The 26,153-nt window shown below is 64.7% G+C and carries 23 protein-coding genes; 10 read left to right on the top strand and 13 right to left on the bottom strand.

Going from position 1 to position 26,153, the window contains the following annotated elements; all coding sequences use genetic code 11:
* Positions 1-17: 17 nt before the first annotated feature.
* The 3 genes from PMN64_RS06090 to PMN64_RS06080 are packed head-to-tail and all read right to left on the bottom strand — an operon-like array spanning position 18 to position 3,161.
* Positions 18-944 (bottom strand): ABC transporter permease, encoded by a 927-nt coding sequence (locus PMN64_RS06090; protein WP_028339446.1) that lies wholly within the window; start codon positions 942-944, stop codon positions 18-20.
* Between the two features lies 1 nt (position 945).
* Positions 946-2,055, bottom strand: a complete 1,110-nt coding sequence (locus PMN64_RS06085; protein WP_028339445.1) for an ABC transporter permease — start codon at positions 2,053-2,055, stop codon at positions 946-948.
* A complete protein-coding gene (locus PMN64_RS06080) occupies positions 2,052-3,161 on the bottom strand; it encodes a BMP family ABC transporter substrate-binding protein (RefSeq protein ID WP_028339444.1) in 1,110 nt (369 codons plus the stop codon). The genes PMN64_RS06085 and PMN64_RS06080 overlap by 4 nt, the downstream gene beginning before the upstream one ends.
* 373 nt (positions 3,162-3,534) lie before the next feature.
* Between PMN64_RS06080 and PMN64_RS06075 the strand changes: the two genes are divergently transcribed.
* The 3 genes from PMN64_RS06075 (at position 3,535) to PMN64_RS06065 (ending at position 6,615) form a co-directional block, all read left to right on the top strand.
* Positions 3,535-4,806 (top strand): allantoate amidohydrolase, encoded by a 1,272-nt coding sequence (locus tag PMN64_RS06075; RefSeq protein WP_411780053.1) that lies wholly within the window; start codon positions 3,535-3,537, stop codon positions 4,804-4,806.
* 199 nt (positions 4,807-5,005) lie between these two features.
* A complete protein-coding gene (locus PMN64_RS06070; RefSeq protein WP_411780052.1) occupies positions 5,006-6,244 on the top strand; it encodes an ATP-binding protein in 1,239 nt (412 codons plus the stop codon).
* Between the two features lie 149 nt (positions 6,245-6,393).
* Positions 6,394-6,615 carry a hypothetical protein gene (locus PMN64_RS06065; protein ID WP_038377517.1) on the top strand — a complete coding sequence of 74 codons (222 nt, stop codon included), beginning with the start codon at positions 6,394-6,396 and terminating at the stop codon, positions 6,613-6,615.
* On the opposite strand, the gene PMN64_RS06060 is transcribed toward PMN64_RS06065, so the two are convergent.
* Complete coding sequence (locus PMN64_RS06060; protein ID WP_411780051.1) at positions 6,563-7,534, bottom strand: LysR substrate-binding domain-containing protein; 972 nt, start codon at positions 7,532-7,534, stop codon at positions 6,563-6,565. The genes PMN64_RS06065 and PMN64_RS06060 overlap by 53 nt on opposite strands.
* Positions 7,535-7,620: 86 nt before the next feature.
* On the opposite strand from PMN64_RS06060, the gene PMN64_RS06055 reads away from it, so the two are divergent.
* On the top strand, positions 7,621-8,691 hold the full coding sequence (locus PMN64_RS06055) for a YeiH family protein (protein ID WP_411780050.1): 1,071 nt from the start codon (positions 7,621-7,623) through the stop codon (positions 8,689-8,691).
* A gap of 63 nt (positions 8,692-8,754) precedes the next feature.
* Here PMN64_RS06055 and PMN64_RS06050 read toward each other — a convergent pair whose 3' ends face one another.
* Positions 8,755-9,768 (bottom strand): formamidase, encoded by a 1,014-nt coding sequence (locus PMN64_RS06050; protein ID WP_411780049.1) that lies wholly within the window; start codon positions 9,766-9,768, stop codon positions 8,755-8,757.
* Between the two features lie 237 nt (positions 9,769-10,005).
* On the opposite strand from PMN64_RS06050, the gene PMN64_RS06045 reads away from it, so the two are divergent.
* Together PMN64_RS06045 and PMN64_RS06040 are read left to right on the top strand one after the other, a co-directional pair.
* Positions 10,006-10,683, top strand: a complete 678-nt coding sequence (locus tag PMN64_RS06045; protein ID WP_411780048.1) for a cysteine hydrolase family protein — start codon at positions 10,006-10,008, stop codon at positions 10,681-10,683.
* 273 nt (positions 10,684-10,956) lie between these two features.
* Positions 10,957-11,568, top strand: coding sequence for a TIGR00730 family Rossman fold protein (locus PMN64_RS06040; protein WP_411780047.1), 612 nt, complete (start codon positions 10,957-10,959; stop codon positions 11,566-11,568).
* 143 nt (positions 11,569-11,711) lie between these two features.
* Here the strand turns inward: PMN64_RS06040 and PMN64_RS06035 are convergent, their stop codons facing one another.
* From PMN64_RS06035 to PMN64_RS06020, 4 genes are all read right to left on the bottom strand, one after another.
* Positions 11,712-12,551 (bottom strand): carbohydrate ABC transporter permease, encoded by an 840-nt coding sequence (locus tag PMN64_RS06035; RefSeq protein WP_411780046.1) that lies wholly within the window; start codon positions 12,549-12,551, stop codon positions 11,712-11,714.
* The gene (locus PMN64_RS06030) at positions 12,548-13,510 is read right to left on the bottom strand and encodes a carbohydrate ABC transporter permease (protein WP_411780077.1); all 963 of its coding nucleotides are present in this window, start codon (positions 13,508-13,510) and stop codon (positions 12,548-12,550) included. Before PMN64_RS06030 ends, PMN64_RS06035 begins: the two co-directional genes overlap by 4 nt.
* A 53-nt stretch (positions 13,511-13,563) precedes the next feature.
* The gene (locus PMN64_RS06025; protein ID WP_411780045.1) at positions 13,564-14,886 is read right to left on the bottom strand and encodes an ABC transporter substrate-binding protein; all 1,323 of its coding nucleotides are present in this window, start codon (positions 14,884-14,886) and stop codon (positions 13,564-13,566) included.
* Positions 14,887-15,001: 115 nt separating this feature from the next.
* Positions 15,002-15,856: a VOC family protein gene (locus PMN64_RS06020; RefSeq protein WP_411780044.1), complete on the bottom strand. Its 855-nt coding sequence runs from the start codon at positions 15,854-15,856 to the stop codon at positions 15,002-15,004.
* Between the two features lie 77 nt (positions 15,857-15,933).
* Here PMN64_RS06020 and PMN64_RS06015 point away from each other — a divergent pair, with 77 nt between their 5' ends.
* The 3 genes from PMN64_RS06015 (at position 15,934) to PMN64_RS06005 (ending at position 20,079) form a co-directional block, all read left to right on the top strand.
* Positions 15,934-17,301: an NAD(P)/FAD-dependent oxidoreductase gene (locus PMN64_RS06015; RefSeq protein ID WP_411780043.1), complete on the top strand. Its 1,368-nt coding sequence runs from the start codon at positions 15,934-15,936 to the stop codon at positions 17,299-17,301.
* A 229-nt stretch (positions 17,302-17,530) separates the two neighbouring features.
* Complete coding sequence (locus tag PMN64_RS06010) at positions 17,531-18,718, top strand: 6-phosphofructokinase (protein ID WP_411780042.1); 1,188 nt, start codon at positions 17,531-17,533, stop codon at positions 18,716-18,718.
* A gap of 143 nt (positions 18,719-18,861) precedes the next feature.
* Entirely contained in the window at positions 18,862-20,079 is a 1,218-nt protein-coding gene (locus PMN64_RS06005; RefSeq protein ID WP_411780041.1) for a fructose-1,6-bisphosphatase, read from the top strand.
* A gap of 16 nt (positions 20,080-20,095) precedes the next feature.
* Here the strand turns inward: PMN64_RS06005 and PMN64_RS06000 are convergent, their stop codons facing one another.
* From PMN64_RS06000 to PMN64_RS05985, 4 genes are all read right to left on the bottom strand, one after another.
* Complete coding sequence (locus tag PMN64_RS06000) at positions 20,096-21,721, bottom strand: ABC transporter ATP-binding protein (protein WP_411780040.1); 1,626 nt, start codon at positions 21,719-21,721, stop codon at positions 20,096-20,098.
* A complete protein-coding gene (locus PMN64_RS05995) occupies positions 21,718-22,548 on the bottom strand; it encodes an ABC transporter permease (protein WP_016843116.1) in 831 nt (276 codons plus the stop codon). The genes PMN64_RS06000 and PMN64_RS05995 overlap by 4 nt, the downstream gene beginning before the upstream one ends.
* 2 nt (positions 22,549-22,550) lie before the next feature.
* Complete coding sequence (locus PMN64_RS05990; protein ID WP_304499138.1) at positions 22,551-23,528, bottom strand: ABC transporter permease; 978 nt, start codon at positions 23,526-23,528, stop codon at positions 22,551-22,553.
* A gap of 218 nt (positions 23,529-23,746) precedes the next feature.
* Positions 23,747-25,360: an ABC transporter substrate-binding protein gene (locus PMN64_RS05985; RefSeq protein WP_411780039.1), complete on the bottom strand. Its 1,614-nt coding sequence runs from the start codon at positions 25,358-25,360 to the stop codon at positions 23,747-23,749.
* A 434-nt stretch (positions 25,361-25,794) separates the two neighbouring features.
* Here PMN64_RS05985 and PMN64_RS05980 point away from each other — a divergent pair, with 434 nt between their 5' ends.
* Positions 25,795-26,094 carry an HU family DNA-binding protein gene (locus PMN64_RS05980; RefSeq protein WP_016843119.1) on the top strand — a complete coding sequence of 100 codons (300 nt, stop codon included), beginning with the start codon at positions 25,795-25,797 and terminating at the stop codon, positions 26,092-26,094.
* The last annotated feature ends 59 nt before the right edge of the window (positions 26,095-26,153 follow it).

The raw sequence follows: 26,153 nt of genomic DNA, 5'->3' as shown, positions 1-26,153 counted from the left end.
AATGATCTTTCGAGATGCTATCGGGTGATGGACAATTCGGCGGGCGCGCCGGTCAGCGTGCGCTTCGGCGAGCAGGTGATGATCATGATCGCCAGCGTCAGGATGTAGGGCGCGGCGTTGAACAAATGATAGCCGGAGGTGATGCCGACCGATTGCAGCGCGGGCCCGAGCGCGGCCGCGCCGCCGAAGGCGAGCGACGCCCACAGGCACAGCATCGGGTCCCAGCGCGCGAAGATCACCAGTGCCACCGCGGTGATGCCCTGTCCCGAGGAAAGGCCTTCGTTCCAGCTGCCGGGATAGAACAGCGACAGGAACGAGCCGCCGATGCCGGCGAGGAAGCCGCCGACCATGGTGGCGCGCAACCTGATCAGCAGCACCGAATGGCCCATCGCGCGTGCCGCATCCGCGCTCTCGCCGGCGGTGCGGATCAAGAGGCCCCAGCGCGTGGTCCTGAAGGCCCAGTAGAGCAGCGGCGCGATCGCGACGCCGATCAGGAACAGCACGTTGATGCGCAGCGCCGCGCGCACCTGCGGCACGTCGCTCCACCAGCCGAAATCGATCGCCGGCAGCCGGGCCGCGGTCGGCTCGATCAGCGGCTTGCCGAGGAAGAACGCCAAACCAGTGCCGAGCAGCATCAGCGCGATGCCGACCGCGATGTCGTTGACCCGCGGCAGCGAGCAGATCCCGGCATGCAGCGCGCCGAACAGGGCGCCGGTGATGCCGGCCGCAAGCACCCCGAGCCACGGCGAGCCCGACAGATAGGAGATGCCGTAGGCGCTCATTGCGCCCATCACCAGCGTGCCCTCGAGGCCGAGATTGATGCGGCCACTTCGCTCGGTGATGCACTCGCCGAGGCTGACGAACAGGAACGGCGTCGAGACGCGGATGGCGCCGCCGAACACGGCCAGCGGAACGGTCCAGAGCCCGAGCGATGCGTCCGCCATGTCAGGACTTTCCCTTCAGGAATCCGATCCGTCCATAGAGCGCGTCGCTGGCCAGCACGAACACGAAGATGATGCCTTGCAGCACCAGCACGGAGGCGTCGGGCAGGCCGAGCCGCCGCTGCAACAGGCCGCCGGAAGCCGAGATGCCGCCGAGCAGGATCGCCACCGGAATGATCGCGAGCGGATTCTGCCGCGCCAGGAACGCGACCAGGATGCCGGTGAAGCCGTAACCGGCGGCGAGGTTGGCGTTGGTGCGGCCCTGCACCGCCGCGACCTCGATCATGCCGGCTAGCCCGGCGCAACTGCCGGCGAGGAAGCAGACGGTCAGGATCAGCTTGCCGACGCTGAGGCCGACGATCTTGGCGGCGCGGATGTTGCCGCCGGCAACGCGCGCCGCGAAGCCGAAGGTGGTGTGATAGATCAGGATGTAGGCGGCAACGGCCGCGACGAGGCCGAACACCAGGCCCCAATGCACGTCGGTGCCGGGAATGGTGCCGATCATGTTGGCGGCGCCGATCTCGCGCGTCGACGGCTTGTTCAGGCTCGCCGGATCGCGCATCGGGCCCTCGACCAGATGGTTCAGAATCGCAAGCGCGATATAGACCAGCAGCAGGCTCGAGATCGTCTCGTTGACCCCGCGATATTGCCGCAGGCCGCCCGACAGCGTGATCCAGAGGCCGCCGCCGATCATGCCCGCGATCACCATCGCGAGCTGCACCACGATCGGCGCCGCGCCTTGCAGCGCCAGCGCGGCCGCGGTCGCCGACAGCGCGCCGATCAGCAGCGCGCCTTCGCCGCCGATGATCACCATGCCGAGCTGCGCCGGCAGCGCCGTGCACAGCGCGGTCAGGATCAGCGGTGCGGCGCGGGTCAGCGTGTTCTGCCAGGAGAAGGCGGTGCCGAACGCGCCGTAATACATGTAGAAATACAGATCGAGCGGGTTCTTGCCGTACAGCGCGACAAAACCGCCGAACACCGCGAGCGCGCCGACCAGCGCCGCGGCCGGGATCAGGATGTATTCGATGCTCGCGCCGTGGCGCTGGAGGAATCCGGGATCGGCGGCCGGAGCGATGCCGGCCGCCTCCACCGATTCCGCCGTCTCGGTCGTCACGCGGTGGCTCCGATCACGCCCTCGACGAGATAGTCCATCTTCTCGAGCTCGGGATCCTGCTGGCCGCGATCGGTGCCGGAAGCGATCACCGTCTTGCCCTTGTTGTCGACGAGCGGGCCCTTGAAGATCGCGTACTCGCCGGTCATGAACTTGGCCTTGACGTCGTCGGCATGCTTGCGCGCCTCGGCCGAGACCATTTCGCCGTAGGGCGACACCTTGACGATCTCTTCCTTGAGGCCGCCGCGATAGAAGTTCGGGATCGCTTCGCCCGCGGTGATCATCTTGACGAATTTCGGGTAGAGCGCCTCCCAATTCCACTCGGCGCCGGTGAGATAGGCCTTCGGCGCCAGCGGCGACTGGTTGACGTGATAGCCGCAGACGAAAGCGCCGCGGCGCGCGGCGTTCTCGACCATCGTCTTCGGTCCGTCGACATGGCAGGTCAGCACGTCGACGCCCTGGTCGATCAGGCTGTTGGTCGCCTCGGCCTCCTTGACCGGCATCGACCAGTCGCCGGTGAAGATCACCTGCGTGGTCGCCTTTGGATTGGCGAGCCGGGCGCCGAGCGTGAATGCGTTGATGTTGCGCAGCACCTGCGGGATCGGCTTGGCGGCGACGAAGCCGAGCTTGCCGCTCTTGGTCGAATAGCCGGCGACGATGCCGGAGATGTACTGCGCCTCGTCGATATAGCCGAAATAGCTGCCCGCGTTCTTCGGGTCCTTGTCGGACCACAGCCCGCCGCAATGCTCGAAATGCAGTTTTGGAAACTTGCCCGCCATCTTGAGGACGTGCGGGTTGTAGTAACCGAACGAGGTCGGGAACATGAGCGTGGCGCCGTCGAGATTGATCATGGACTCGATGGTCTTCTCGACTGCATCGGTCTCCGGCACCTTTTCTTCCTCGACGACCTTGATGCCGGGAAGCTTCTTCACCGCCGCGGCTCCTTGCGCGTGGGCCTGGTTGTAGCCGTAGTCGTCGCGCGACCCGACATAGATGAAGCCGATCGTGGTTTCGGCTGCGGCCGCGCCACGAATGCCGAGCGTGCTGCCGAGCGCCAGTGCGGCGCTCCCCTGCAATAAATGCCTTCTTGAAATCCTGCCAAAATCCATCGCCTGCTCCCTCCGGCGGGTCCGGCCCGCCTGTCCTTGTCGCAGCCGCCCGACGGCGGAGCTTGAGGGAAGTGTCGCAAGCTTCATGCCAGAGCATGTTTGGCGGTCATTCCTCCGTAAGTGGTTGAATGCACGTAGGAATGGTGATCAGGTCCAGAAGTCTCGGAAGCTGATCCAGATCGATTTGCCTATTTTATGAGCGATCGATCGCTGTTGTATGCAATGCCGTTAAGCAGTCGCTAACCGCTGGACAGCCCGTGCACGCCCGGTCGGGACCTGCGCGCGACGCGCCATTTGCCGGCTGGTCAATCGGATCGGGCCTGCTACGAGTGAAGCGGGCTCCGGCGGCCGCGTTGGACTGATGGGAAACAGCATGAGCGAGACAAAACCGTCCTCGAAACCGTCTTCGCTTGGCGAAGAGATCGTGGCGCGGATCGATCAGCTCGCGACGATCTCCGAGACGCCGGAGCATCTGGCGCGAGTCTTCCTCACCGACGAGCACCGCAAGGCGGCCGATCTCATCCTGTCCTGGATGCGCGAGGCTGGCATGAGCGCGCATCTCGATGCCATCGGCAATGTCTGCGGCCGCTATGAGGGCGAGCGGCCGGGCCTGCCGGCGCTGATGCTCGGCTCGCATTACGACACCGTGCGCGACGCCGGCCGATGGGACGGCCCGCTTGGCGTCATCACCGCAATCGCCTGCGTCGCCGATCTGAACCGGCGCGGCAGGCGGCTGCCGTTCGCGATCGAGATCGTGGGCTTTGCTGACGAGGAGGGCGTGCGCTTCGCCTCGACCCTGCTCGGCAGCCGCGCGGTCGCCGGCACCTTCGACGAGAGCGTGCTCAACACGCGCGACCGCGCCGGCACGTCGATGCGCGATGCGCTGATCCAGTTCGGCCTCGAGCCCGATCATATCGGCAAGGCGGCGCGCGCCCGCCGCGAGCTGCTCGGCTATGTCGAGCTGCACATCGAGCAGGGCCCCGTGCTTGAGGAGAAGGCGCTGCCGGTCGGCGTCGTCACCGCGATTTCGGGTGCGACCCGGCTGGCCGCCAGTCTCACCGGCGTCGCCGGCCACGCCGGCACGGTGCCGATGAAGCTGCGGCGCGATGCGCTGGCGGGCGCTGCCGAATGCATCGTTGCGATCGAACAGTTTTGCCAGTCCGACGAACAAGGCCTCGTCGGCACCGTCGGCTATGTCAACGCGATGCCGGGCGCCACCAATGTGATCCCGGGCAAGGTGTCCTTCACCATGGACATCCGTTCGCAGAACGACATGCATCGCAAGCGCGCCGTCGCCGACATCGTGCGGCAGATCGAGGCGATCGCAAAGCGCCGCGACCTCGCCTTGCAGATCGACGTCACCCACGAGAACCGCAGCGTGCCCTGCGCGCCGTGGCTCAAGACGCAGATCGCCGAGGCCGTTGCGGCCGAGGGCCATGCCGCGTTCGAGCTGCCGAGCGGGGCGGGGCATGACGGCATGGCGATGGTGGATGTCGCCGATATCGGCATGATCTTCGTGCGCTGCCGCGGCGGGATCAGCCACAATCCGGCCGAGCATGTCGAGCTCGCCGACGCCGACACCGGCGCGCGGGTGCTGCTGCGCTTCATCGAGAATTTTCGTCCGCACGGTGTCGTGAATAGCTAAAATTGCGCGCTTCGCAGGCCTTCGCTGAGGGGCGCTTGCTGTCCACGTTGCGTCAGCACGCCGCAGGTACCGGTCCAGGGGCCGCTGCCGGCCCCGCCCCGTCGAGTACAGACAGATCAGACCACCGTTTCCGGCTCAGCTGGGCTATTTGCGGGCCGGACGTGAAGCGCTAGACTTGGTGCAACGGGGGGTAGTGGACATGAGGTCGTCCGTCGTCCAGGACGTTCAGTTCCCAAAGCAACCGGCGCTGCAGCTGATCTACGACACTGCGCCGATCGGTCTTGCCTACCTCTCTCCCGATTGCCGTTACCTTCAGATCAACCAGCGTCTCACCGAGATCTGTGGCATTTCGGTCGAAGGCCACCTCGGGCGTACGGTGCACGATTGCGTGCCCGCGCTGGCTTCGGCGGTCGAAGGTATCGTTCGGTCGATCATGGAGACCGGAGAGCCCGTGACCGACGTGGAGGTTTACGGCCAGCGCCCCGGCCACAATGACGAGCGATGCTGGATCACGCATTGGCATCCGCAGCGCGAACCGAACGGGAGCATCGTCGGCGTCAACGTTGCGGCCGAAGAGATCACCGATCGCAAGCGCAGCGAACGCGAGATCCGCGCCGCGCGCGACGCAGCCGAGAAGGCGTTGCACCATCTGCAGGAGACCCAGGCGTCGCTGATCGAGGCGGAAAAGCTCGCGGCGCTGGGCCGGCTGGTGGCCGGCGTCGCGCACGAGATCAACAGTCCGGTCGGCACCAGTCTCACCGTCGCGTCGGTGCTGGAGCAGAAATGCGCCGACTTCGCTGCCGAGGCTGCGCGCGGCAAGCTGAAGCGGTCCAGCCTGAGCGATTTCATCGAGGTCGTCGAAAGCGCCTCGTCGCTGCTTGTCGGCAACCTCAAGCGCGCGGCGGATCTGGTGCAATCGTTCAAGCAGGTCGCCGTCGATCGCAGCTATTTCGACCGCAGCCAGTTCGATCTCGCCGCGGTGACCGAGCAGGTTCTCTCGAACCTGCGTCCGGCCTTGCCGAAGAACAACCTGGCGCTCGAGGTCGATTGCCCGCCCGGTCTTGCCATGAACAGCTATCCCGGCCCCTACGGCCAGGTGCTGACCAACCTGTTCGTCAATTCGGTGGCGCACGCATTTCCGGATGGCAAGGGCGGCATCATCGCGATCCGGCTGCGCGCGTCAGGCGCGGACCAGGTCGAGATCCTGTTCGCCGACAACGGTTGCGGGATGGACGACGACGTGCTGCGGCAGGCCTTCGATCCCTTCTTCACCACGCGCCGCGACATCGGCCGTATCGGGCTCGGTCTCCATATCGTTCATAACATCGTCACGAACCGGCTGGGCGGAGAGCTCCATCTCGACAGTGCCCCGGGCCTGGGGACACGCATGCGGATCACGCTGCCACGCGTGGCGCCGCAGCGCGTGACCGATAGTTGATGGCTGAAGGGGACGCCGAGAAGGAAATGCTCCCCGGCTTTCAGACCGGAAAACGTCCTTCCAAGTAACCGCCGCAAAAGGCATTCCACTACCCTTGCTTCCGCCCCCGTCGTCGCGACATTCTCCTGACATTCCTGATGGTCACGACGATGAGCCAATCCGCATTCGATCCCTTCGGCGAGCCGGTCCCCGCGGTCGATCCCTCGATCGCGAGCGAGGGCGTGTCGAAATGGCTGAAGACCGCGGGCACCAGCGTGTTCTGGGTGCTGGTGGTCGGCATCGTGCTGGCACGGGCCGTCTATTTCGAGCCCGGCGTGTTCAGCTTCGAGCATGCCGTTGCCTGGGCGCAGGGTCTGTTCGCCGCGCTCTAGCCGCAGGCCCGCGCGGCGCCGTCTTCGCCGTTTGCGCTTCCCGAATGATCCCCTCGAACGCCACCGCCGCCGGCACGTCCAGCCGGCCAGGCGATTTCAGTTGCCAGAGCGTGCGCTCGATATGGACGCCCTTGATCGGGATCACCTTCAGCTTTCCGAGCTTCACCTGATCGTCGATCGTCGCGATCGACACGATAGCGACGCCGACACCTGATGCCACCGCCTGCTTGATCGCCTCGGTACTGCCGATCTCGAGCGTCCGCTGCGGCTCGACGTGGTGGGCGGCCAGCGCCTGCGCGACCACCTCGCGCGTGCCTGAGCCGGGTTCCCGGACGATCAGGATCTCGTCGTTCAGCGACCGGATGTCGATCGGCCCCTGGACCGCTGCGAAGCGATGATCCGGACCCGCGATCAGCGCCATCACGTCGGTACGCCAGGTTTCGCTGACCAAATTCTCGTCCTCGACCGGCCCCTCGACCAGCGCGATCTCGATCTCGTGTCCCAGCATCAGCGCGGCGATGTCGCTGGTGTTGGCGCTCACGACATGCAGATCGATACCGGGAAAGGCACGGTGGAACACGCCGAGATATTCCGGGATCATGTAGGTCGCGATCGTGGTGCTGGCGCCGATCCGCAGCGACCCGCTGTCGAGGTTGCGCAGCGCCTGCAATTCGTCCTCGGCGGCGCGTTCGGCCGCGAACAGCGTCTCGGCATGCCGCGCCAGCGCCGCGCCCTCCCGGGTCGGCCGCACCCCCTTCGGCGTGCGGTCGAGCAGCCGGCAGCCGACCTGCAGCTCGAAATCCCGCACGCCCTTGGAGATCGCCGGCTGGCTGATGTGCAGGAGGTCGGCGGCGCGGGAGAAACTTCCGGTTCTCGCCACGGCCGCGAACAGGCGGAGCAGATGCAGGTTGAGGGACATAACTTCTCTCTATCGGGGCAGTCCGAAAATATATTAGCCAAGAGGTGCGCACTGGCGCATAAAATCTTCTCCGAAAAGAGGATTTTGTGCCGGAACAAGAACAAGACCAGGGGCAGAAGCAGGGGGCGCTGAGGCGCATATTCCAGCTCATTCCAGGGATTCTGCTCTGCGGGGTCGTCACGGTCATCTCGCTCGGCATCCAGGCCGCCGAGGAGCGCGTTTTCGACCATCCCTATATCGAGGCCCTCGTCGTCGCGATCCTGCTCGGCATGGCGGTGCGCACCGCCTGGGAGCCGTCGGAGCGCTGGCGCTCGGGCATTGCCTTCAGCGCCAAGCAGCTGCTCGAGGTCGCGGTGATGCTGCTCGGCGCCTCCATCAGCTTTGCCGCGATCGTGGCCTCGGGCGGGCTGCTGATCGGCGCCATCGCCGTGACCGTCGTGATCATGCTGGCGGTGAGCTACGGCCTCAGCCGGATGCTCGGCCTCAAGACCAAGCTCGCGATCCTGATCGCCTGCGGCAACTCGATCTGCGGCAACTCGGCGATCGCGGCGGTGGCGCCGGTGATCGAGGCCGATGGCGACGACATCGCCTCGTCGATCTCGTTCACCGCCATTCTCGGCGTGCTGATGGTGCTCGGCCTACCGCTCTTGATTCCGCTGCTCAAGCTGACGGCGACGCAATACGGCATCCTCGCCGGCCTCACCGTCTATGCCGTGCCGCAGGTGCTGGCGGCGACCGTGCCGGCCGGCATCGTCTCGACCCAGATCGGCACGCTGGTCAAGCTGGTGCGGGTATTGATGCTGGGCCCGATCGTGATCGGCCTCTCGCTGCTGGTGGCGCGGCGGCGCAAGGCCGGCGCTGCGAAGGAGGGCACTTCGAAGGCCGCCTCGATCAGCCCGTTCAAGCTGGTGCCCTGGTTCATCATCGGCTTCCTGGTGCTGGCCGCGCTGCGCTCGTTCCAGCTCGTGCCTGACATCGCGATCGCGCCGGTGACCAAGACGGCGGCGATCCTCACCGTCGTCTCGATGGCAGCGCTCGGGCTCGGCGTCGATGTGCGGGTGCTCTCGACCGTCGGCGGCCGGGTGACGGCCGCCGTCACGCTGTCGCTGATGCTGCTGCTGGGCTTGAGCATCGGCCTCGTGCACTTCTTCAAGTAGAGCATGATCCGGAAAAGTGTGGAGCGGTTTTCCGAAGAGATCATGCTCACATCAAAGGGCCGGCTACTCGGCGGCCTTCGCGGTCTTGCCGAACATCCGTGTCGGTGCGGGAAAGCCGCAGGACGTGCCGTCGGTAATCTTGACCTGATCTTCCCAGGGCAGGCGGAAGCGACCGGACACCATGTCCTGCATGAACGTGTAGGGGCAATCCATCGCGCCGCCCTTCACCGCGACATAGCCGCGGTGCCAGAGCTGATAGATGTTGTTCTCGACGCCCCAATTGATCCGTGCCTCGCGCACGAGGTCGGGCCGCACCTCGGCGGTGATGATCTCGTCGGCCCGCCCCGTGGTGCCGTGCGCGATGATGCTGCCTTCGAAATTGACGATCATGCCTTCGCCCATCGAGTCGAACGACCCGTCCGAGCCGCACATGCAGACATTGGCCGTCACCATCAGGTTCTGGAACGCGTTGGCCTGGTTGGTGAAGCGCCAGCTGTCGCGGATCGGCGCGGTGTAGCCTGCGGTGCGGATCATGATCTCCGCGCCCCTGTAGGCGCATTCCCGCGCCATTTCCGGGAACATGCCGTCATGGCAGATGATCAGCGCAATCTTGGCGCCCTTCGGTCCGTCGATCACGGGAATGCCGATATTGCCCGGCTCCCACGGCTCGACCGGAATCCAGGGATGGAATTTGCGGTAGTACAGCTTGATATCGCCGTGATCGTCGATGATCAGCCCTGAATTGTAGGGGTTGCCGTGCGGGTTGAACTCCATGATGGAGAAGCAGCCCCAGATCTTGTTCTCGATGCAGGCCCGCTTGAAAGCCGCGACTTCAGGCCCGTCGAGCCGGCACATGATCTCCGGATTGGTATCCATCGAGAGGCCGTGCAGCGAGTATTCGGGGAACACGACGAGGTCCATGGTTCCGAGGTTGCGCCGCGCCTTGCCGACCATCCAGACGATGCGCTCCGTCTGCCGTGCCAGGTCGGACCTTGTCGCAACCACAGGCAACTGCAGCTGCACCAGTCCGATCACCACGCCATTTGGTGATTTGTTGAGACCGCCAAGTCCATTCATGCCTGTCCTCCCGCCTGTCTGAAATGGGCTGTCATTTCGCGAACGATGACCTTCGTTCGGTCGGGCTCCCGTCGGGCTCCCAGCTAGCAACGATCATGCCAGCAAGATCGCAGAATGCGCAAATGCAGGCGTACGGTCACATGCTGATCGGGATCGCCGCGATGCGCCGCATCATTGCGCAATGGCACGCGCTTTGCTTAATCAAATGCGGGTTTTCTCGCATTCGGGGCATGCGTCATGGCGAATTCAAGCGGGACGATCGCGGCGGAGCCGGCGCCGATCACGCTCGACTGGAGCAGGACCGCGCTCGTCATCATCGACATGCAGCGCGACTTCATGGAGCGAGGGGGCTTCGGCGAGACGCTCGGCAATGACGTCAGCCAGCTTGCCCGCGCGGTGAAGCCGATTGCCGCAGTGCTCGCGGCCGTGCGCGCCGCCGGGCTGCTCGTGGTCCATACCCGGGAGGGCCATCTGCCCGATCTTTCCGACGCGCCGCCTGCGAAGGTCGAGCGCGGTGCGCCTCGCTTGCGGATCGGCGATCCCGGACCGATGGGACGAATCCTGATCCGCGGCGAGGCGGGGCACGACATCATTCCCGAGCTCTATCCGCAGGGCAGCGAGATCGTGATCGACAAGCCCGGCAAGGGCGCGTTCTACGCCACCGAATTCGGCGACATCCTGCAGAAATACGGCATCGAGAATCTCCTGGTCTGCGGCGTCACCACCGAGGTCTGCGTCAACACCACGGTGCGCGAGGCCAACGACCGCGGCTACCGCTGCGTCGTGATATCAGACGGCTGCGCGTCTTACTTCCCGGAATTCCACGAGATGGGCCTGAAGATGATCAAGGCCCAGGGCGGCATCTTCGGCTGGGTCACCGATTCAGCCGCAGTGCTGGAGGCGCTCGCTGCGTAGAGCATGCGACCGCGAAGGCACCGGGCTCCCTCTCACGCGTGTGGGAAGGAGAAGACTTCGTAGCCCGGATGCAGCGAAGCGAAATCCGGGACCGGTCTTCACGCAGGCCAAGAATCCCGGATTACGCTGCGCTTCATCCGGGCTACAAGGCTTATTCAGGGGCGAAGCAGACACGCGACCCGACGTCAGGGATATCGCCTTTGTGACCCAAAGCGGACTCTGGCGAGCACAACAAGCTTGACGCTATGGCCGTGCATCGCGTTTATCCTCCACATGAGCACGATCAAAGCAGTCTGCGTCTATTGCGGCTCCTCGCCCGGTCACGACGTTGCCTACGTCGAGGCAGGCGAACGATTGGGACACGCTCTTGCAGCATCGGGATTAACGCTGATCTACGGCGGCGGAACCCATGGTGTGATGGGCGCGGTCGCTCGCGGCACACTGAACAACGGCGGCAAGGTCGGCGCGATCATTCCGAGATTTCTCACAAACTGGGAAACGACGACTGATGCGCTCAAGATGTTCGAAGACTTGACGATCACAGACACCATGCACGAACGCAAACACAGAATGTTTGAGCGTTCTGATGCCTTCGTGGCACTTCCGGGTGGCATCGGCACCGTCGAAGAAATCGTGGAAATCATGACTTGGGCCCAGCTTGGGCAGCACCGTAAGCCGATGGTCCTGATGAACATCAAAGGTTTTTGGGCACCGATGATGGCAATGCTGGACCACATACGCAGCGCAGGTTTCCTTCATAGGGACCACCTGCTTCAACCCATTGTCGTTGATCGTGCCGAGGACGTAATCCCCGCGATTGTCGCGGCCGCTGCTAAAGAGAGCGCGTCCGAAGTCGGTGGTTCGTCGATCATCGACAAGATGTAGATTTCAGTGTCCTCAGACGTAATGGGCCGGGTGCCGTCGGCTTCTGCTATTGGCCTCAGCCGACATGACCGAGCGCGTGTCGTTTGTCCGCTTCTGACGGCAACGCAGGCGTCATTCGGCGGGCGGATTTACGAGTACGCGCTCTAGCCGCCCTTCACCGCGCCCGCGGTGAGGCCGGCGACGATCTGCCGCTGCGCCATCACGGTGAGCAGCAGCACCGGCGCCGTTACGATCAATGCGGCGGCGGCGAGCGGGCCCCAGCTCAGCTGGTCGAACGAGATCATGTTGTAGACCGCGACCGGCAGCGTGCGGGTCTCGCGCCCGGCCAGCACGATGCCGAACACGAAATTGTTCCAGGAGAAGATCACCGCGAGGATGAAGGCGACCGCGAGCCCGGGCCTGGCGATCGGCAGCGCGACATGGCGGAACACCTGCCAGCGCGTCGCGCCGTCGATCAGCGCAGCTTCCTCCAGCTCCAGCGGCGTGGTCTCGAAATAGCCGATCATGATCCAGATCACGATCGGCACCGTCACCACGAGGTGGATGATGATCTGCGGCACCAGCGTGCCGAGCAGGCCGAGCCACTGGAACAGCAGGAACAGCGGGATCAGATACGACAGGCCCGGCGTGATGCGGGCGATCAGGATCACGATCGCCGATTTGTGCGCCGCCATCCGCGCAATGCCGTAGCCGGCGGGCACGCCGACCAGCATCGCAAGTCCCGTGGCGCAGCCGGTGACCACAAGGCTGTTGCTGAAATAGGTCAGGAACCGGTTGGAGGCGAACACGTCGGCATAGTTCTTCCAGGCGATATGCTCCGGAAAGAACACCGGCGGATAGGAGGCGTTGTCGATCTCGAATTTGAGCGACAGCGAGGCCATCCAGAGGAAGAACAGGATCGCCGGCGAGACGATGACGAACACCGACAGCCAAAGCCCGATCCGGCCCAGAATCTGTCGCAAAGCTATCTGACGCGGGTTCATGCCTCGCCCCCGAGCTCAGATGTCCACAGCAGGCGCTTGCGCAGGTAGAGCAGCAGCGCCGCCAGCGCCACGATCAGGAGGAAGAACACCACCGCGATCGCCGAGCCGTAGCCGAGGTCGTAATAGACGAAGGCGACGCTGTAGAGATAGACGTTGATGGTCTCCGACGCCGAGCCCGGCCCGCCTTGCGTGATCGCGAAGATGATGTCGAAGCTTTTCACCGCGTCGATCATGCGGATCATGCCGGCGATGAACAGGAACGGCATGATCAAGGGCAGCGTGATGAAGCGGAACACCTGCCAGAAATTGGCGCCGTCGATCTGCGCGCTTTCATAGGGTTCGGTCGGGATCGCGGCGAGGCCGCCGAGCACGATCAGCATCACCAGCGGCGTCCATTGCCAGGTCTCGACCAGCACCAGCGAGGGGATCACCGTCGCGGGGTTGAACACCCAGAGCTGCGGCGGCAGGCCGACCAGCGACAGCAGATAGTTGAGCACGCCGAGCTGCGGGTGAAACATCATGGTCCACACCAGCGCGATCGCCACCGGGGTCGCCATCATCGGCATGATGAAGATGCCGCGCAGGAAACCGCGTGCCGCGAATTTCTGATGGAACACCACCGCTGCCAGCGTGCCGAACACCAGCGGCAGCACGACCGACAGCGCGGTGTAGGACAGCGTGTGCCCGACCGCCTCGACGAAGCGCGGATCGGTCGGCAGCCGCAAATAGTTGGCGAGCCCGACGAAGACGGTCGGCGAGCCAACCTTCCATTCCTGCAGGCTCATCCAGATCGTGAACACCCACGGAAAGATGATCACCGCCAGCACCACGACCAGCGCCGGGATCACGAACGGCCAATAGGACGGCGGACGCCATTCACGCGCCGGGGCGGCCTCTCCAGAGCCTGCGGCTCTGGACTCTTGCTTTGACGCGTTTTCTTCACGCGAACCGGTACCCACTTCGCTTGAAAACGCTTTGCTGGCCGCCGCCGGCTCAGTCTGTGTCACCACACTCACGCTTTTTCGCTACGCTCCAGGATGGGGCGGAATTGCTCGTGCGCCTTCTTCAGCTCGGTGGCGGGATCGGCGCCCGACAGCGTCGCGGTCAGCGCCGCGCCGACGATGTCGCGGAATTCGGCGACCGGGATGATGACGGGCAGGCCGAGCTTCGAGATTTTGGCGGAATCAACCACCGACTGCAGCCATTCCTTGGTCTTCACGCCCTTGGCGACCTCGGCATCGTCGACGATGGAGTTGCGGAACGGCACGCCGCCGCCGGCCTGCAGCAGGCGCGCGCCCTGGCCGCGCGAGGCCACCCATTGGCAGAGCAGATAGGCGGCTTCCTTGTTCTTGCTCGCCGCGGCGATGCCAACGCCGTCGCCATAGGTCGAGGAGAACTTGCCCTTGGGACCGGCGGGCACCAGCGTGTAGCCGACCTTGCCGACGACGCGCGAGGCGGCGGGATCTTCCAGCGGCGGCGCCCAGCCGTCGGCGTCGATCCACATCGCGGACCTGCCTTGCGTGAAGGAGGCCATCGATTCCATCCAATTGAAGCCGGCGACGCCGGGAGGCGCGCATTTCGTCAGCAGCCGCTGATAGAGCTTGGTGGCCTCGATCGCCTCGGGGCCGTCGGTCAGGATGTTGCCCTTGGCATCGAGGAATTCGCCGCCATAGTTCAGATAGAAGTTGGTCCACATCGCCATGTTGGCGTTGCGCAGGCCGCGGCCGACGAAGCCGTAGATGCCTTCCTTCGGATCGGTCAGCTTCTCGGCCGCGATTGCCATCTCCTCGAGCGTCTTCGGGACCTCGACGCCCTTCTTCTGGAACAGCTCCTTGTTGTAGTAGAGGATGAAATAGTCGACCGACCATGGCAGCGACAGCATCTGGCCCTTGTCGTTGCGCGCATATTGAAGGCCGGCCGCCGAGAAATCGCTCTCGACGAGGTCCGGCGGCGTCATGCTCGGATCTTTGAGGTAGCCCGACATGTCGGCGAGCCAGCCGGCCTTCTCGAACTGTCGCTTCTGCACGTGATAGCTGAGATGCACGACGTCGAAGCTCGGCTTGCCCGAGGACAGCTCGATCACGCATTTCTGGCGCTGCTGCTGCTCGGGAATCTGCTCCGACTCGACCTTGATGCCGGTGAGCTCGGTAAATTCCTTGATGTACTTCTGCAGATTGTCGCCGCGTGGCCCCTTGGCGAGGATCACCTCGAGTGTGGTGCCGGAATATTTCTTCCAGTTGATATCGGCGCGGGCTGGAAATCCGGTCAGTCCAACCGCGCCGGCGGCTGCGGTGCCGGCCAGCATCTGCCGGCGCGAGATCAGGTGATGCGACATGTTTCTCTCCCTGGACGGTTCTTGTTTGGGAGAGATACTAGCGCCTCAACTTTCTGTGCCTAGTCCCACATGCGCGGCGCCGTTGCATAACGCTGCGCCGCGCATGGTATGGCAGCTATGCCTTGACGAAAGCGAGCAGGGTGCCGTTGCCGGAAGCCGGCGGCACGGTGATGCTGTTGCCGCTCTTCACGCCGGCTGAGCCCAGCGCCTTCTCGGTCGCGGCAAGGTCGGCCGCGATCACGAGGCCGGCGCCGCCGCGGTCGGACAGGCCATCCAGCGACACGCCAGGATAGCGCTTGCCGAGCTGATCCCTGGTCAGGAACACGAAGTCGGCGCGGTCGCCGCCGGACGGCACCGCAACGGCACCGTCGGCGTCGTTCCTGACGGCGACGTCGATCATCTTGGAGAGATGCGCGGCATCGGCTGCGGGATCTGGCGAGACGATCAGCACCTGCTTGAGGCGTTTTGCCCCATTGGCGTGCGTCATCAATTCGGGAATCCACACCGTCTCGCGGGTCTTGTGCTGGCAGGCGAAGATGCGCACGCCGCCGGGCGCCTCCGCGGTCGGCCACTGGAAGGTGCGGAATTTTGCCGCGGAGATCGTGCCGTTCGGCAAGGTCACCGGGCGTTCGAAATCGGTCGGCCCGATCGGCGCATAGCCGCGCGCGCGAATCTCCTCGGCGCCAGCAGCGGAATCCACCGCGGTGAACGCAATGCGTTCGATGCCTTCGCCGCGCTTCTCGAGGAAGGCACGCGCCGGCGCGTTGTGTTCGGTCGGCGTCAGCACGCCGAGCAATTCCATGTAGTCGGGGTCGAACATGATGGTGTAATTGCCCGATCCCATATGCGCGCTATGGGTGCCGCGCGGCGACACGGTGAAGCCGAGCCGCTTGTAGTTCTCGGCGGCCTTGTCGAGGTCCTTCACCATGACCACGGCGTGATCGATTCCGATGACGTTCTTGAGTGCCACTTGTTGTCTTCCCGGCTGGAATAGGAGAGTAGAATTAGCTAACCAGAATGACCGGGCGCCCGCAAGGAAGGATCATGATGAACAGCAATGCCGTGCGCTGGCCTAATTCGCTCTGGGCAGCAGTGACGCCCTCCGGCCCTGATTGCCCCGAGCTGACCGGCGCGCAGCAGGCCGATGTCGTGATCATCGGCGGCGGCTTCACGGGTCTATCGACCGCACTGCATCTGCGCGAGGCCAATGTCGACGTCGCGATCGTCGAGGCCGCCGAACCGGGTTGGGGCGCCTCGGGGCGCAACAACGGCCAGGTGATCCCGACGCTGTCGCGTCCCGATCCCGACGACATCATCGCGAGACACGGCGCGGCTGGCGAGCGCTTCGTCGCGATGCTGCGCGACAGTGCCGCTGATCTGTTCGACGTCGTCAAACGCTACAACATCGAGGCCGAGCAGGAGCAGGCCGGCTGGGTGCAGCCGGTGCACTCGCCGGGCCGTATCAAGATCGCGGAGCGGCGGGTGCAGCAATGGTCGAAATTCGGCGCGCCTGTTGAGCTGCTGTCGCGCGATCAGACCAGCGACATGCTCGGCTCGAATGCCTGGTACGGCGGCTTCTGGAACAGGACCGGCGGTCACGTCAATCCGCTGGCGCTGGCGCGCGGCCTTGCGCGCACCGTGCTCGGCCTCGGTGCGCGGATCTATGCCCGCTCGCCGGCACTCAGTTTCGAGCGCCGCGGCGATCGCTGGGTGGTGAAGACGGAAAAGGGTGAAATCTCCGGTCGCGCGCTGGTGGTCGCGACCAATGCCTATAGCGGCGAGTTCGCGAAGTCGCTGGTGCCTGAGATCGCGACCGAGGTGATGCCGGTGCTGTCGTGGCAGATGGCAACGCAGCCGCTGTCGGACAATGTCCGCAAGACCATCATTGCCGGCCGGCAGGCGATGTCGGACACCCATGGCGAACTGTATTTTGCGCGCTACGACGCCCGCAATCGCCTCGTCACCGGCGGTGCCGTGCTCGGCCCCGGCGACAAGACCGGGCGGCTGAAGGCGCGGGTGACCGAGCGGTTGCAGCGCCTGTGGCCGCAGATCGGCGACGTCTCCTTCGACTATGTCTGGAACGGCTATGTCGGGATGACCGCGGATTTCCTGCCGCGCATGCACCGGCTGGGTCCCAACGCCTATGGCTGGACCGGCTGCAACGGCCGCGCGGTCGCGTTGACGATCCCGCTCGGCCGCGAAATGGCACGCGCGGTCCAGGGCGTCCCGGAAAGCGAGCTGGCGCTGCCGTTCTCCGAGCCGGTGCAGTACATGGCGCACGGCTTGCTGCGCAAGCTCGCGCCCTGGATGCTGGTGCTGTACCGGCGCCGCGACGCGCAGGAGCTGGTCAAGGGCGATCGTTTCGAGTTGCTGCGATGGGCGGAGTATTTCCTCGCCTCGCGCCGTTCACGGTAAGCGCGGAGCAACGTCGCGCCATGCACGCGAGATAAAGGGCATGGAGGGCAAGCCGCCCGAGGTGGGGACTGGTCGGAGAACGTCGCTGGAAGAGTGGGGGCCCAAGGGGGGCCCAAGCAGGTTCGGCCGGGTGCCGCGACCACGAGGATTCCGCCGTTGGCGGATAGCGTTGTGGAAACCCCGACGCGACGCAGGCGTTATTGCCAGATAGCAACCCTGGGAGGTGGGCATGGCGAGGAAGCGCATTGGTATTCTCACGGGAGGCGGTGACGTCCCCGGCCTCAACGCGGTGATCAAGAGCGTGACTTATCGCGGCAGCGAGGACGACATCGAGGTTGTCGGTCTCCGCCGCGGCTGGGAGGCCCTCACACACCTGAACCTCGACGACCCGTCGAGCAAGTCCCATTACATCATCCCGCTGAACCGCGAAAACACGCGCGTCATCGACCGGCGCGGCGGCACCGTGCTGCACTCGAGCCGCACCAATCCCTCCAAAATGAAGAAGTTGCCCGATCATCTCGCGGGCCGCGACTTTCCGGTTTCCCGGAGCACCAAGGGTGGCATCGCAACCACGACGTGGGACCTCACCGACGAGGTGCTCGCGAACCTCGCGGGGCTCGGTATCGAACATCTGATCGCCATCGGCGGCGACGATACTCTCAGCTACGCGGACAAGCTCAACAGGCGAGGCGTCAAGATCATTGCCATCCCGAAGACGATGGACAACGACGTGCGCAACACCGAATACTGCATCGGCTTCTCGACCGCGATCACCCGTGCCAGCGATGCCATCCAGCGCCAGCGCACCACCGTCGGCTCGCACGAGCGTATCGGCATTTTCCGCGTCTTTGGTCGCGATGCCGGCTTTACGGCACTCTATACCGCATACGCAACCTCGATCCGATGCGCCATACCGGAGTACAAGGTCGATCTCGACAAGCTGATCCAGCTTCTCCTCGATGACAAGCACGGCAACCCAAGCAACTACGCGCTGATCGTGCTCAGCGAGGGCGCCGAGTGGGAAGGCTACAAGGTGCAGGAATTCGGCGAGCCTGACGCCTACGGTCACCGCCGGAAGGCGAGCGTGGCCGAAGCGTTCGCGGACGAGATCAAGCGACGCACCGGCGAGGAGACCATCGTTTCTGACCTCACCTACGACCTGCGGTCAGGCGATCCGGACTTCATCGACAAGCTTGTGGCGCTGACGTTCGGCAACATGGCTTACGATGCGATCCTGGAAGGCAAAACCGGCCTGATGTCGGCGCTGGTCGAGGGCCGCTACGACCTCGTGCCGATCCCCGACGCCAAGCTCGGGCCGCGCAAATTGGACGTCGCAAGCGCGTACAACACCGAGCGCTACCGTCCTCTCTATTCCAACAAGCGGGGCCTGCCGATCTTTCTCAACCGCGCTTCATAGGGCGGGTGGTAACCCCATCGAGCATGACGAGCTATTCCAGATGCGTCGATAGCCCGTATCGACACGCGGTGACGGAGGGGCCATAGTTCCGCAAGCAATTTGCGCAGGGAACCTGTCGCACCACACGACGTTCTTTTTCGCAAATGAGCGCGCCGTCGCCCCCGGCGCAGCGAGCGCCGAGGCGAAGGCGCTGCGCTGCGGTCGGAGGGATGCTCATGAAACTCACCATTTCGGTCATCAAGGCTGACATTGGCTCCGTTGGGGGCCACACGAAGCCATCTGCGCGCATGATGGCGGCTGTCGAAGGGGAGGTCGCGAAAGCGATCGACAACGGTCTCCTGATCGACGGGTTCGTGCGCCATACCGGCGACGATATTGCGATCATCATGACGCACACGCGGGGCGAAGGGAGCTCCGAAGTCCACCAATTCGCCTGGAAGACGTTTATCGCGGCTACTGCGGTTGCGAAGACCTCCGGGCTCTACGGCGCCGGCCAGGATCTTCTCGTCGACGCCCCTTCCGGAAACGTTCGCGGCGCGGGCCCGGCCGTCGCCGAACTCAGCTTCGACCACAGCCTCTCGGGCGCGAGACCCGCGGAGTCCTTCATGGTGTTCGCCGCGGACAAATGCGGCCCCGGCGCCTACAACCTGCCGCTCTATCTGGCTTTTGCCGATCCCATGTATTGCGCCGGGCTGATGTTGCCCCCGATGATCAAGGGCTTCCGTTTCCATATCATCGATATGGACAACACGGCCGGCGACAGCGTGATCGAACTCGATGCGCCCGCGGACGGCTACCACATTGCGGCGCTGCTTCGCGACAACGAGCGCTTCGGCATTGATCGCATCGTCTCGAAAACCTATGGCGAGGTCGCCGTCGCCGTTTCGGCGCAGCGCCTTCACTCCATCGCAGGCAAGTACACCGGCAAGGATGATCCGGTCGCGGTCGTCAGGAACCAGGGCATTTTCGCGGCGCCCGAAGAAATCATCTCGCCCTTCGCCAAGGCGCACTTCGTGGGCGGCGACGCGCGCGGCTCGCATGTGATGCCGCTCATGCCGGTGCCGCTCAACACTCCGGTGACGGGGATGTACTGCCTGCCGATTGTGTCCTGCGTCGGCTTCTCGATTGACCGGGACGGGAAGTTCTCGGAGTCCTACACCGATTTCTTCGACAACCTTGCGTGGGACGAGGTCCGTCAGCGCGCCCAGCGCAAGGCGCTCGAGATGCGCAGCCAGGGTTGGTCCGGCGCTGCGATGCTGCCTTATTCCGAGCTGGAATATGGCGGCTTCCGCGACACGGTATCCGGATTGCTGAAGCGCTTCCGGCTGCGCGAGGAGCGCAAGCCACAAGCGGCGGAGTAGGGCCGCGCGTGCCCGGCTACACAGTTGCGGTGCCGTGCTCGCGCGCGAACGCGCCGCCGGGGATCGCTGACAGCAGCGCCTGCGTATAGGGATGTTGCGGCTTGCCGAACACCTCGGCGGTCAGCCCTTGCTCGACCACGGCGCCATCCTTCATCACGGCGACGAGATCGCAGATCTGGGCGGCGACGCGCAGATCGTGGGTGATGAAGATGATGGAGAGGCCAAGCTGCTGGCGCAGCCCGGCGAGCAGCTTCAAGACCTGCGCCTGCACCGAGACGTCGAGCGCCGAGACCGGCTCGTCGGCAACCAGCACGTCCGGCTTCAACGCCAGTGCCCGGGCGAGCCCGATGCGTTGCCGCTGACCGCCGGAGAATTCGTGCGGGTAGCGATCGCCGGCGGACGGATCGAGGCCGACCAGCTCGAACAGCTTTCGCGCCTCCGCAATCGCGGTGGCGCGGTCGGTGCCGTGCACGATCGGTCCCTGCGCCACCAGCTCGGCCGCCTTGCGGCGCGGATTGAGCGAAGCAAACGGATCCTGGAACACCATCTGGATGTGGCGGGTCGCGCGCCTGATGTCGTCGCGGCCGAGCTTTGCCCAGTCCTTGCCGTCGAGCACGATCGACCCGGTGTCGGGATCGATCAGCCGCACGATGCAGCGCGCGAGCGTCGATTTGCCCGAGCCGGATTCGCCGACGATGCCGAGCGTCGCGCCGCGCGGCAGGTGCAGCGAGACGTTCTTGACGGCTTCCGTGATCCGCGCGCCGCGGCCGAGGAAGCCGCCGGTGCGGTAGGTCTTGGAGACGCCGTCGATGGTCAGGATGTCCTTGCCGGAGAGAATGCGCGGCGGTGGCGCCGTCAGCGGCGGAACGGCCGCAATCAGTTGTTTCGTGTAGGCATGCTGCGGATCGTTTAGCACCTCTTCGGCCGCGCCTTGCTCGACGATCGCGCCGTGCTGCATCACCACGACGCGGTCGGCGATCTCGGCGACCACGCCGAAATCATGCGTGATGAACAGCACCGCGGTCTTCTTGCGCTGCTGCAAATCGCGGATCAGCTTCAGGATCTGCGCTTGTGTCGTGACGTCGAGCGCGGTGGTCGGCTCGTCCGCGATCAAAAGCTTCGGGTCGAGCGCCAGCGCCATCGCGATCATCGCGCGCTGGCGCTGGCCGCCGGACAGCTCGTGCGGATAGGCTTTTGCGGCAGCCTTGGGGTCGGGGATGCGGACGTCGTCGAGCAGCGCCAGCACCCGGGCATTGATCTCGGACTTGGAGAGAGCGGTGTGGATCGCAAACATCTCGCCGATCTGGTCGCCGATGGTGCGCAGCGGATTGAGCGCGGTCATCGGCTCCTGGAAGATCATCGCAATCCCGGCGCCACGCACATCGCGCATTTCGGCGCTGTCGGCGGCGCAGAGGTCGCGCCCGTCGAACATCATCCGTCCCCGTTCGATCGTCACCTCGTTCGGCAGCAGCCGCATGATGGCGTTCGCCATCATCGACTTGCCGGAGCCGGACTCGCCGACCACGCAGAGGATCTCGTTGGAGGCGATCGACAATGAGACGTCGGACAGCGCATGCGGGCGGTCGGCGCCCTTGGGCAGGCGCACCGTCAGGGCGTCGAGGGAAAGGACGCTCTCGCTCATCGGCTCTTCAGCCTCGGATTGAGCGCGTCGTTGAGGCCCTGGCCGACCAGCGACACCGCGAGCACGGTGACGAGGATCGCAATGCCGGGGATCGCCGAGACGTACCACTGCACCCGGAGCACGTCGCGGCCGAGCCCGATCAGATTGCCCCAGGAGGCGACGTTGGGATCGGACAGCCTGAGGAAGGCGAGCGCGCTTTCCAGCAGGATCGCAACCGCCATCACCACGCTGGCGTAGACGATCACAGGCGGCAGCGCGTTGGGCAGGATCTCGCCGAGAATGAGCTGGACGTCCTTCATGCCGAGCGTCTTGCCGGCCTGAACGAATTCGCGGTTGCGCAGCGACAGGAACTCGGCGCGGGTCAGCCGCGCCGGCGCCGGCCATGACACCACGCCGACCGCAATGGTCACCGTGGTCAGGGTCGAGCCGAACACCGCGACCAGCACCAGCAGCAGCACGAAGTTCGGCAGGGTCTGGAATGCCTCGGTGATCCGCATCAGGACATTGTCGACCCAGCCGCCGTAATAGCCGGCGAAGGCGCCGACCAGGATGCCGATCAGGATCGCGATCACGGTGGCGACGCCGCCGATCAGCAGCGAGATCCGCGCGCCGTAGAAGATCTGGGCGGCGATGTCGCGGCCGGAATTGTCGGTGCCGAGCAGGAAGCGCGGGTTGGAGAACGGCCAGATCAGCGGCCGGCCCGCTAAAGCGAGCGGATCGCGCGGATAGAGGAGACCCGCGCTGATTGCCATCGCGATGACAAGCAGCAGCAGGATCAGGCCGATCACCGCGGCCGGGCTGCGGAAATAGCGTTTCACGGCATCCATCGTCAGCCCTCCGCCGCGATGCGCGGATCGAGCCGCGCGTAGAGCAGGTCGACGACGAAGTTCACGGATATGACGAGCAGCGCGGACACGAAGACGATGCCGAGCAGGGTGTTGAGGTCGCGCTGCACCACCGATTCATAGGCAAGGCGGCCGAGGCCGGGCAGCGAGAACACGCTCTCGACCACGACCGAGCCGCCGAGCATGGTGCCGGCCTGCAATCCGATCAGCGTCACCATCGGCAGCAGCGCGTTGCGCAGCACGTGGCGGGTGATGACGTGGGTCTCGTCCAGCCCCTTGGCGCGGGCGGTGCGGACGAAATCGAGGTTCAAGACCTCCAGCATCGAGGCGCGCATGATGCGCAGATAGATCGCAAGGAAGATCAGCCCGAGCGTCAGCGTCGGCAGCACCAGATGGGCCGCGATATCCAGCACGCGCCAGATTCCGGTCTGGACGTTGCCGATATCCTCGAAGCCGCCCGGCGGCAGCCACTGCAGATAGACCGAGAACAGCACGATCGCCATCAGCCCGAACCAGAACGAGGGCGTGGCGTAGAAGATCAGGCCGAGCGTGGAGATCATCGTGTCCGGCCAGCGGTTGACGCCACGCGCGGCGATCACGCCGAACACCAGGCCAAAGAAGAACGCGAATGACAGCGACGCCGTCATCAGCAGGATGGTCGGCGGCAGCCGTTCCAGGATCACGGTCGCCACCGGCTTGCCGTAGATCGAGGAGAAGCCGAGGTCGAGCCGGACCAGGTGCCACAGATAGTTCCCGAGCTGCGCCGGAACCGAGAGGTTCAGCCCGTAGAATTTGCGCAGCGCCTCGGCGGTCGCGGCATCGCCGCCACCCATCTGCGCCATCAGCGCATCGACGGTGTCGCCCGGCGCGAGCTGCAGCAGCAGGAACACGCCGATCAGGATCAGGAACAGGGTCGGGATCGAGGCGGCGAGCCGCCGCCCCGCAAGGCTCAGGATACGCATGCCTTATTGTGGCCGATAAGGAGTTGGAGCGCGACGACTTTCGTCGCGCCATTTCGATCTGTTCGTCAAGACACTGATTTCAACGGGCCAGTTCGCGCCGGCCAATTCCTCATCCTGAGGAGCTTGCGGAGCAAGCGTCTCGAAGGATGAGGCCACCACCGGGGCCTCATGGTTCGAGACGCGCTTCGCGCTCCTCACCATGAGGGGTGAGCCACGCATCAGGCCGAAAGCCAAAGATCGTGCCAGCTCGTCGAGCCCCAGCGCGGCGTGTTGGAGTGGTTGCGCGCCTTGGCGGTGATCACGGTGACGAAGATCTGCTCGATCGGCATCCAGACCGGCAGCTCGGTGTTCACCTCCTTGACGAAATCGGCATAGAGCGCCTTGCGCTTGGCCGGATCGACTTCGGTGGCGGCATCGTCGATGGTCTTGTCGACGGTCTTGTCCTCCCAGCCCCATTGGTTGGTCCACGGCGCGCCCTTGGGCTGGCCGGAGCGATACCACACCGTGGTCGAGACCGCGGGATCGTTGCGGTACTGGTGCCAGCCGGTCGCGAGATCGAAGGCGTGCTCGTCATAGACCTGCTTGAGGAAGCCGCCGCCGTCGTTGCGCACGATGTCGACCTGGATGCCGACTTCTCCCAGCGACTGCTGGATGAAGGTCGACCACAGCGAGATGTCCTCGCCCCACGGCGCCGGCAGGAGCCTCAGCGAGAAGCGGTTGCCGCCGGAGGCCTTGAAACCGGCCTCGTCGAGCAGCGCGATCGCCTTGGCCTTGTCATAGGGATATTGCGGCGTGTTCGGCCCGGGATAGAAGTCGGTCGAGGTCGACGGGATCGGGCCGGTGCCGAGCTTGGCGAAATCGCCCAGGAAATTCTCGATGAAGAACGGCACGTTGATCGCGTGCGCGATGGCGCGGCGGACCCGGATGTCGGACAGTTCCTTGCGGCGGAAGTTGAACTCGATGGTGTTGGTGCGCGCGTTGCCCTCATTGCCCTTGGTCGAGACGATGAAGCGTTTGTCCTTGCCGAGCCGCGCCATGTCCGAAATCGTGAGGCCCGAGAACGGGCTGTAGTGCAGCTCGCCGGCCTCCATCTGGGCAGCAGCGGCGGCGCGGTCGGTGATCACCTTCCAGACGATGCGGTCGAGATAGGGCGCGTTCGGCCGCCAGTAGTCCGGGTTGCGGTCGGCGATGATGTATTGCCCGCGCTCGTATTTGACGAATTTGAACGGGCCGGTGCCGACCGGCGCCAGATTGGTCGGGTTCTGCCTGATGTCGCCGCTCTCATAGAGATGCTTAGCCGAGACATAGCCGAGGTCGGGCAGGGCGCGGAGCAGCAGGTTCAGCGGCATCGGCCGCTCGTAGCGGAAGATCGCGGTCTGCGGATCGGGCGTATCGACCGATGTGAGGAACAGCTGCAGCGTCGATCCGTAGTTGAGGATCTTCTTCCACATGTTCATCGCGGTGAAGGCGACGTCATCAGAGGTGAACGGCTTGCCGTCGTGCCAGGTGATGCCCTTGCGCAGCTTGAAGGTGACGGTCTTGCCGTCCGGCGTCGCCTCCCAGCTCTCGGCGAGCACGCCGACCGGCTGGCCGTTGGCGTCGAGGTCGACCAGGTTCTCCTGGATCTTGCCGCCGATGATGTAGACGCCGGTCGAGGCCTGGATGCTGGGATTGAGCTGGCGCTGCTCGGCGCCGTAATGGACGTTGAACACGCCGCCCTTGCGCGGGCTTTCCTGCGCGAAGGCCCGCATCGGATTGATGACATTGGCCGCAATCGCGGCCGAGGTCAGAAGGGCCGTGCGGCGGTTGATCTCGAGGCGGCTCAAATCCATACGCGGGTCTCCAGCACATACATAAAGGCTTGCATCCGGCGGCCAGCCGATCGGTCGTGGCCACGCTTCGCGGATGTTACCTTGGATTGGGAACCCGAGTCATTTTCTAATGCCTCGGCCTTTTGGAGGATCGTTTCCAAAACCTGAAGTGGCCCGCCGCAGCGCTTCGCAACCCGGATTGCGCGCGGCGTTGTCGCACCTGGGCCGCGCGGGATGCGCCTGGTGATTCTCTCGAGGGGGCGGTTTCGGGAGCACCGAAGCCGCGCAAACCCTGTAAATTTAGGGGTCGGAAGCGCCTTGACTGGAAAAAACACTGGAAAAACCCCTGATTCGGGGGCTGTCCACAGCGATATTGTGGTGGGGAGTGCAGAAAACACTGTTTTTCTCGGCGTTTTCCGCCATATCGTGCCCACTCCAGAATCAATGGAGCAACCATGGCTACCCAACTGTCGAAGTCGCAAGTGATCGAGAAGATCGCGACCACCACCGAACTCTCCAAGCGCGACGTCAAGAACGTTTTGGACTCGCTCGTCGATGTCGGCCACAAGGAGCTGAAGAAGAACGGGGTGTTCCTCGTCCCCGGCTTCGCGAAGTTCGTTGTGGTCAAGAAGCCTGCGACCAAGGCGCGCAAGGGCACCAACCCCTTCACCGGCGAAGAGATGATGTTCAAGGCCAAGCCGGCCCGGAAGATCGTCCGCGCACGGCCGGTCAAGGCCGCCAAGGACGCGGTTTAAGACGAAAAGGCCTCCGGTGACGGAGGCCTTTTGCTTTTGAGCCGTCGCTTCCTGCCGTT

It is taken from the genome of Bradyrhizobium sp. UFLA01-814 (assembly GCF_046718885.1).
In the GTDB taxonomy this organism is placed as follows: Bacteria; Pseudomonadota; Alphaproteobacteria; order Rhizobiales; family Xanthobacteraceae; genus Bradyrhizobium; species Bradyrhizobium elkanii.
The sequence above is the reverse complement of the archived record's forward strand: the minus strand, read 5'-3'. Positions and strand labels throughout refer to the sequence as shown.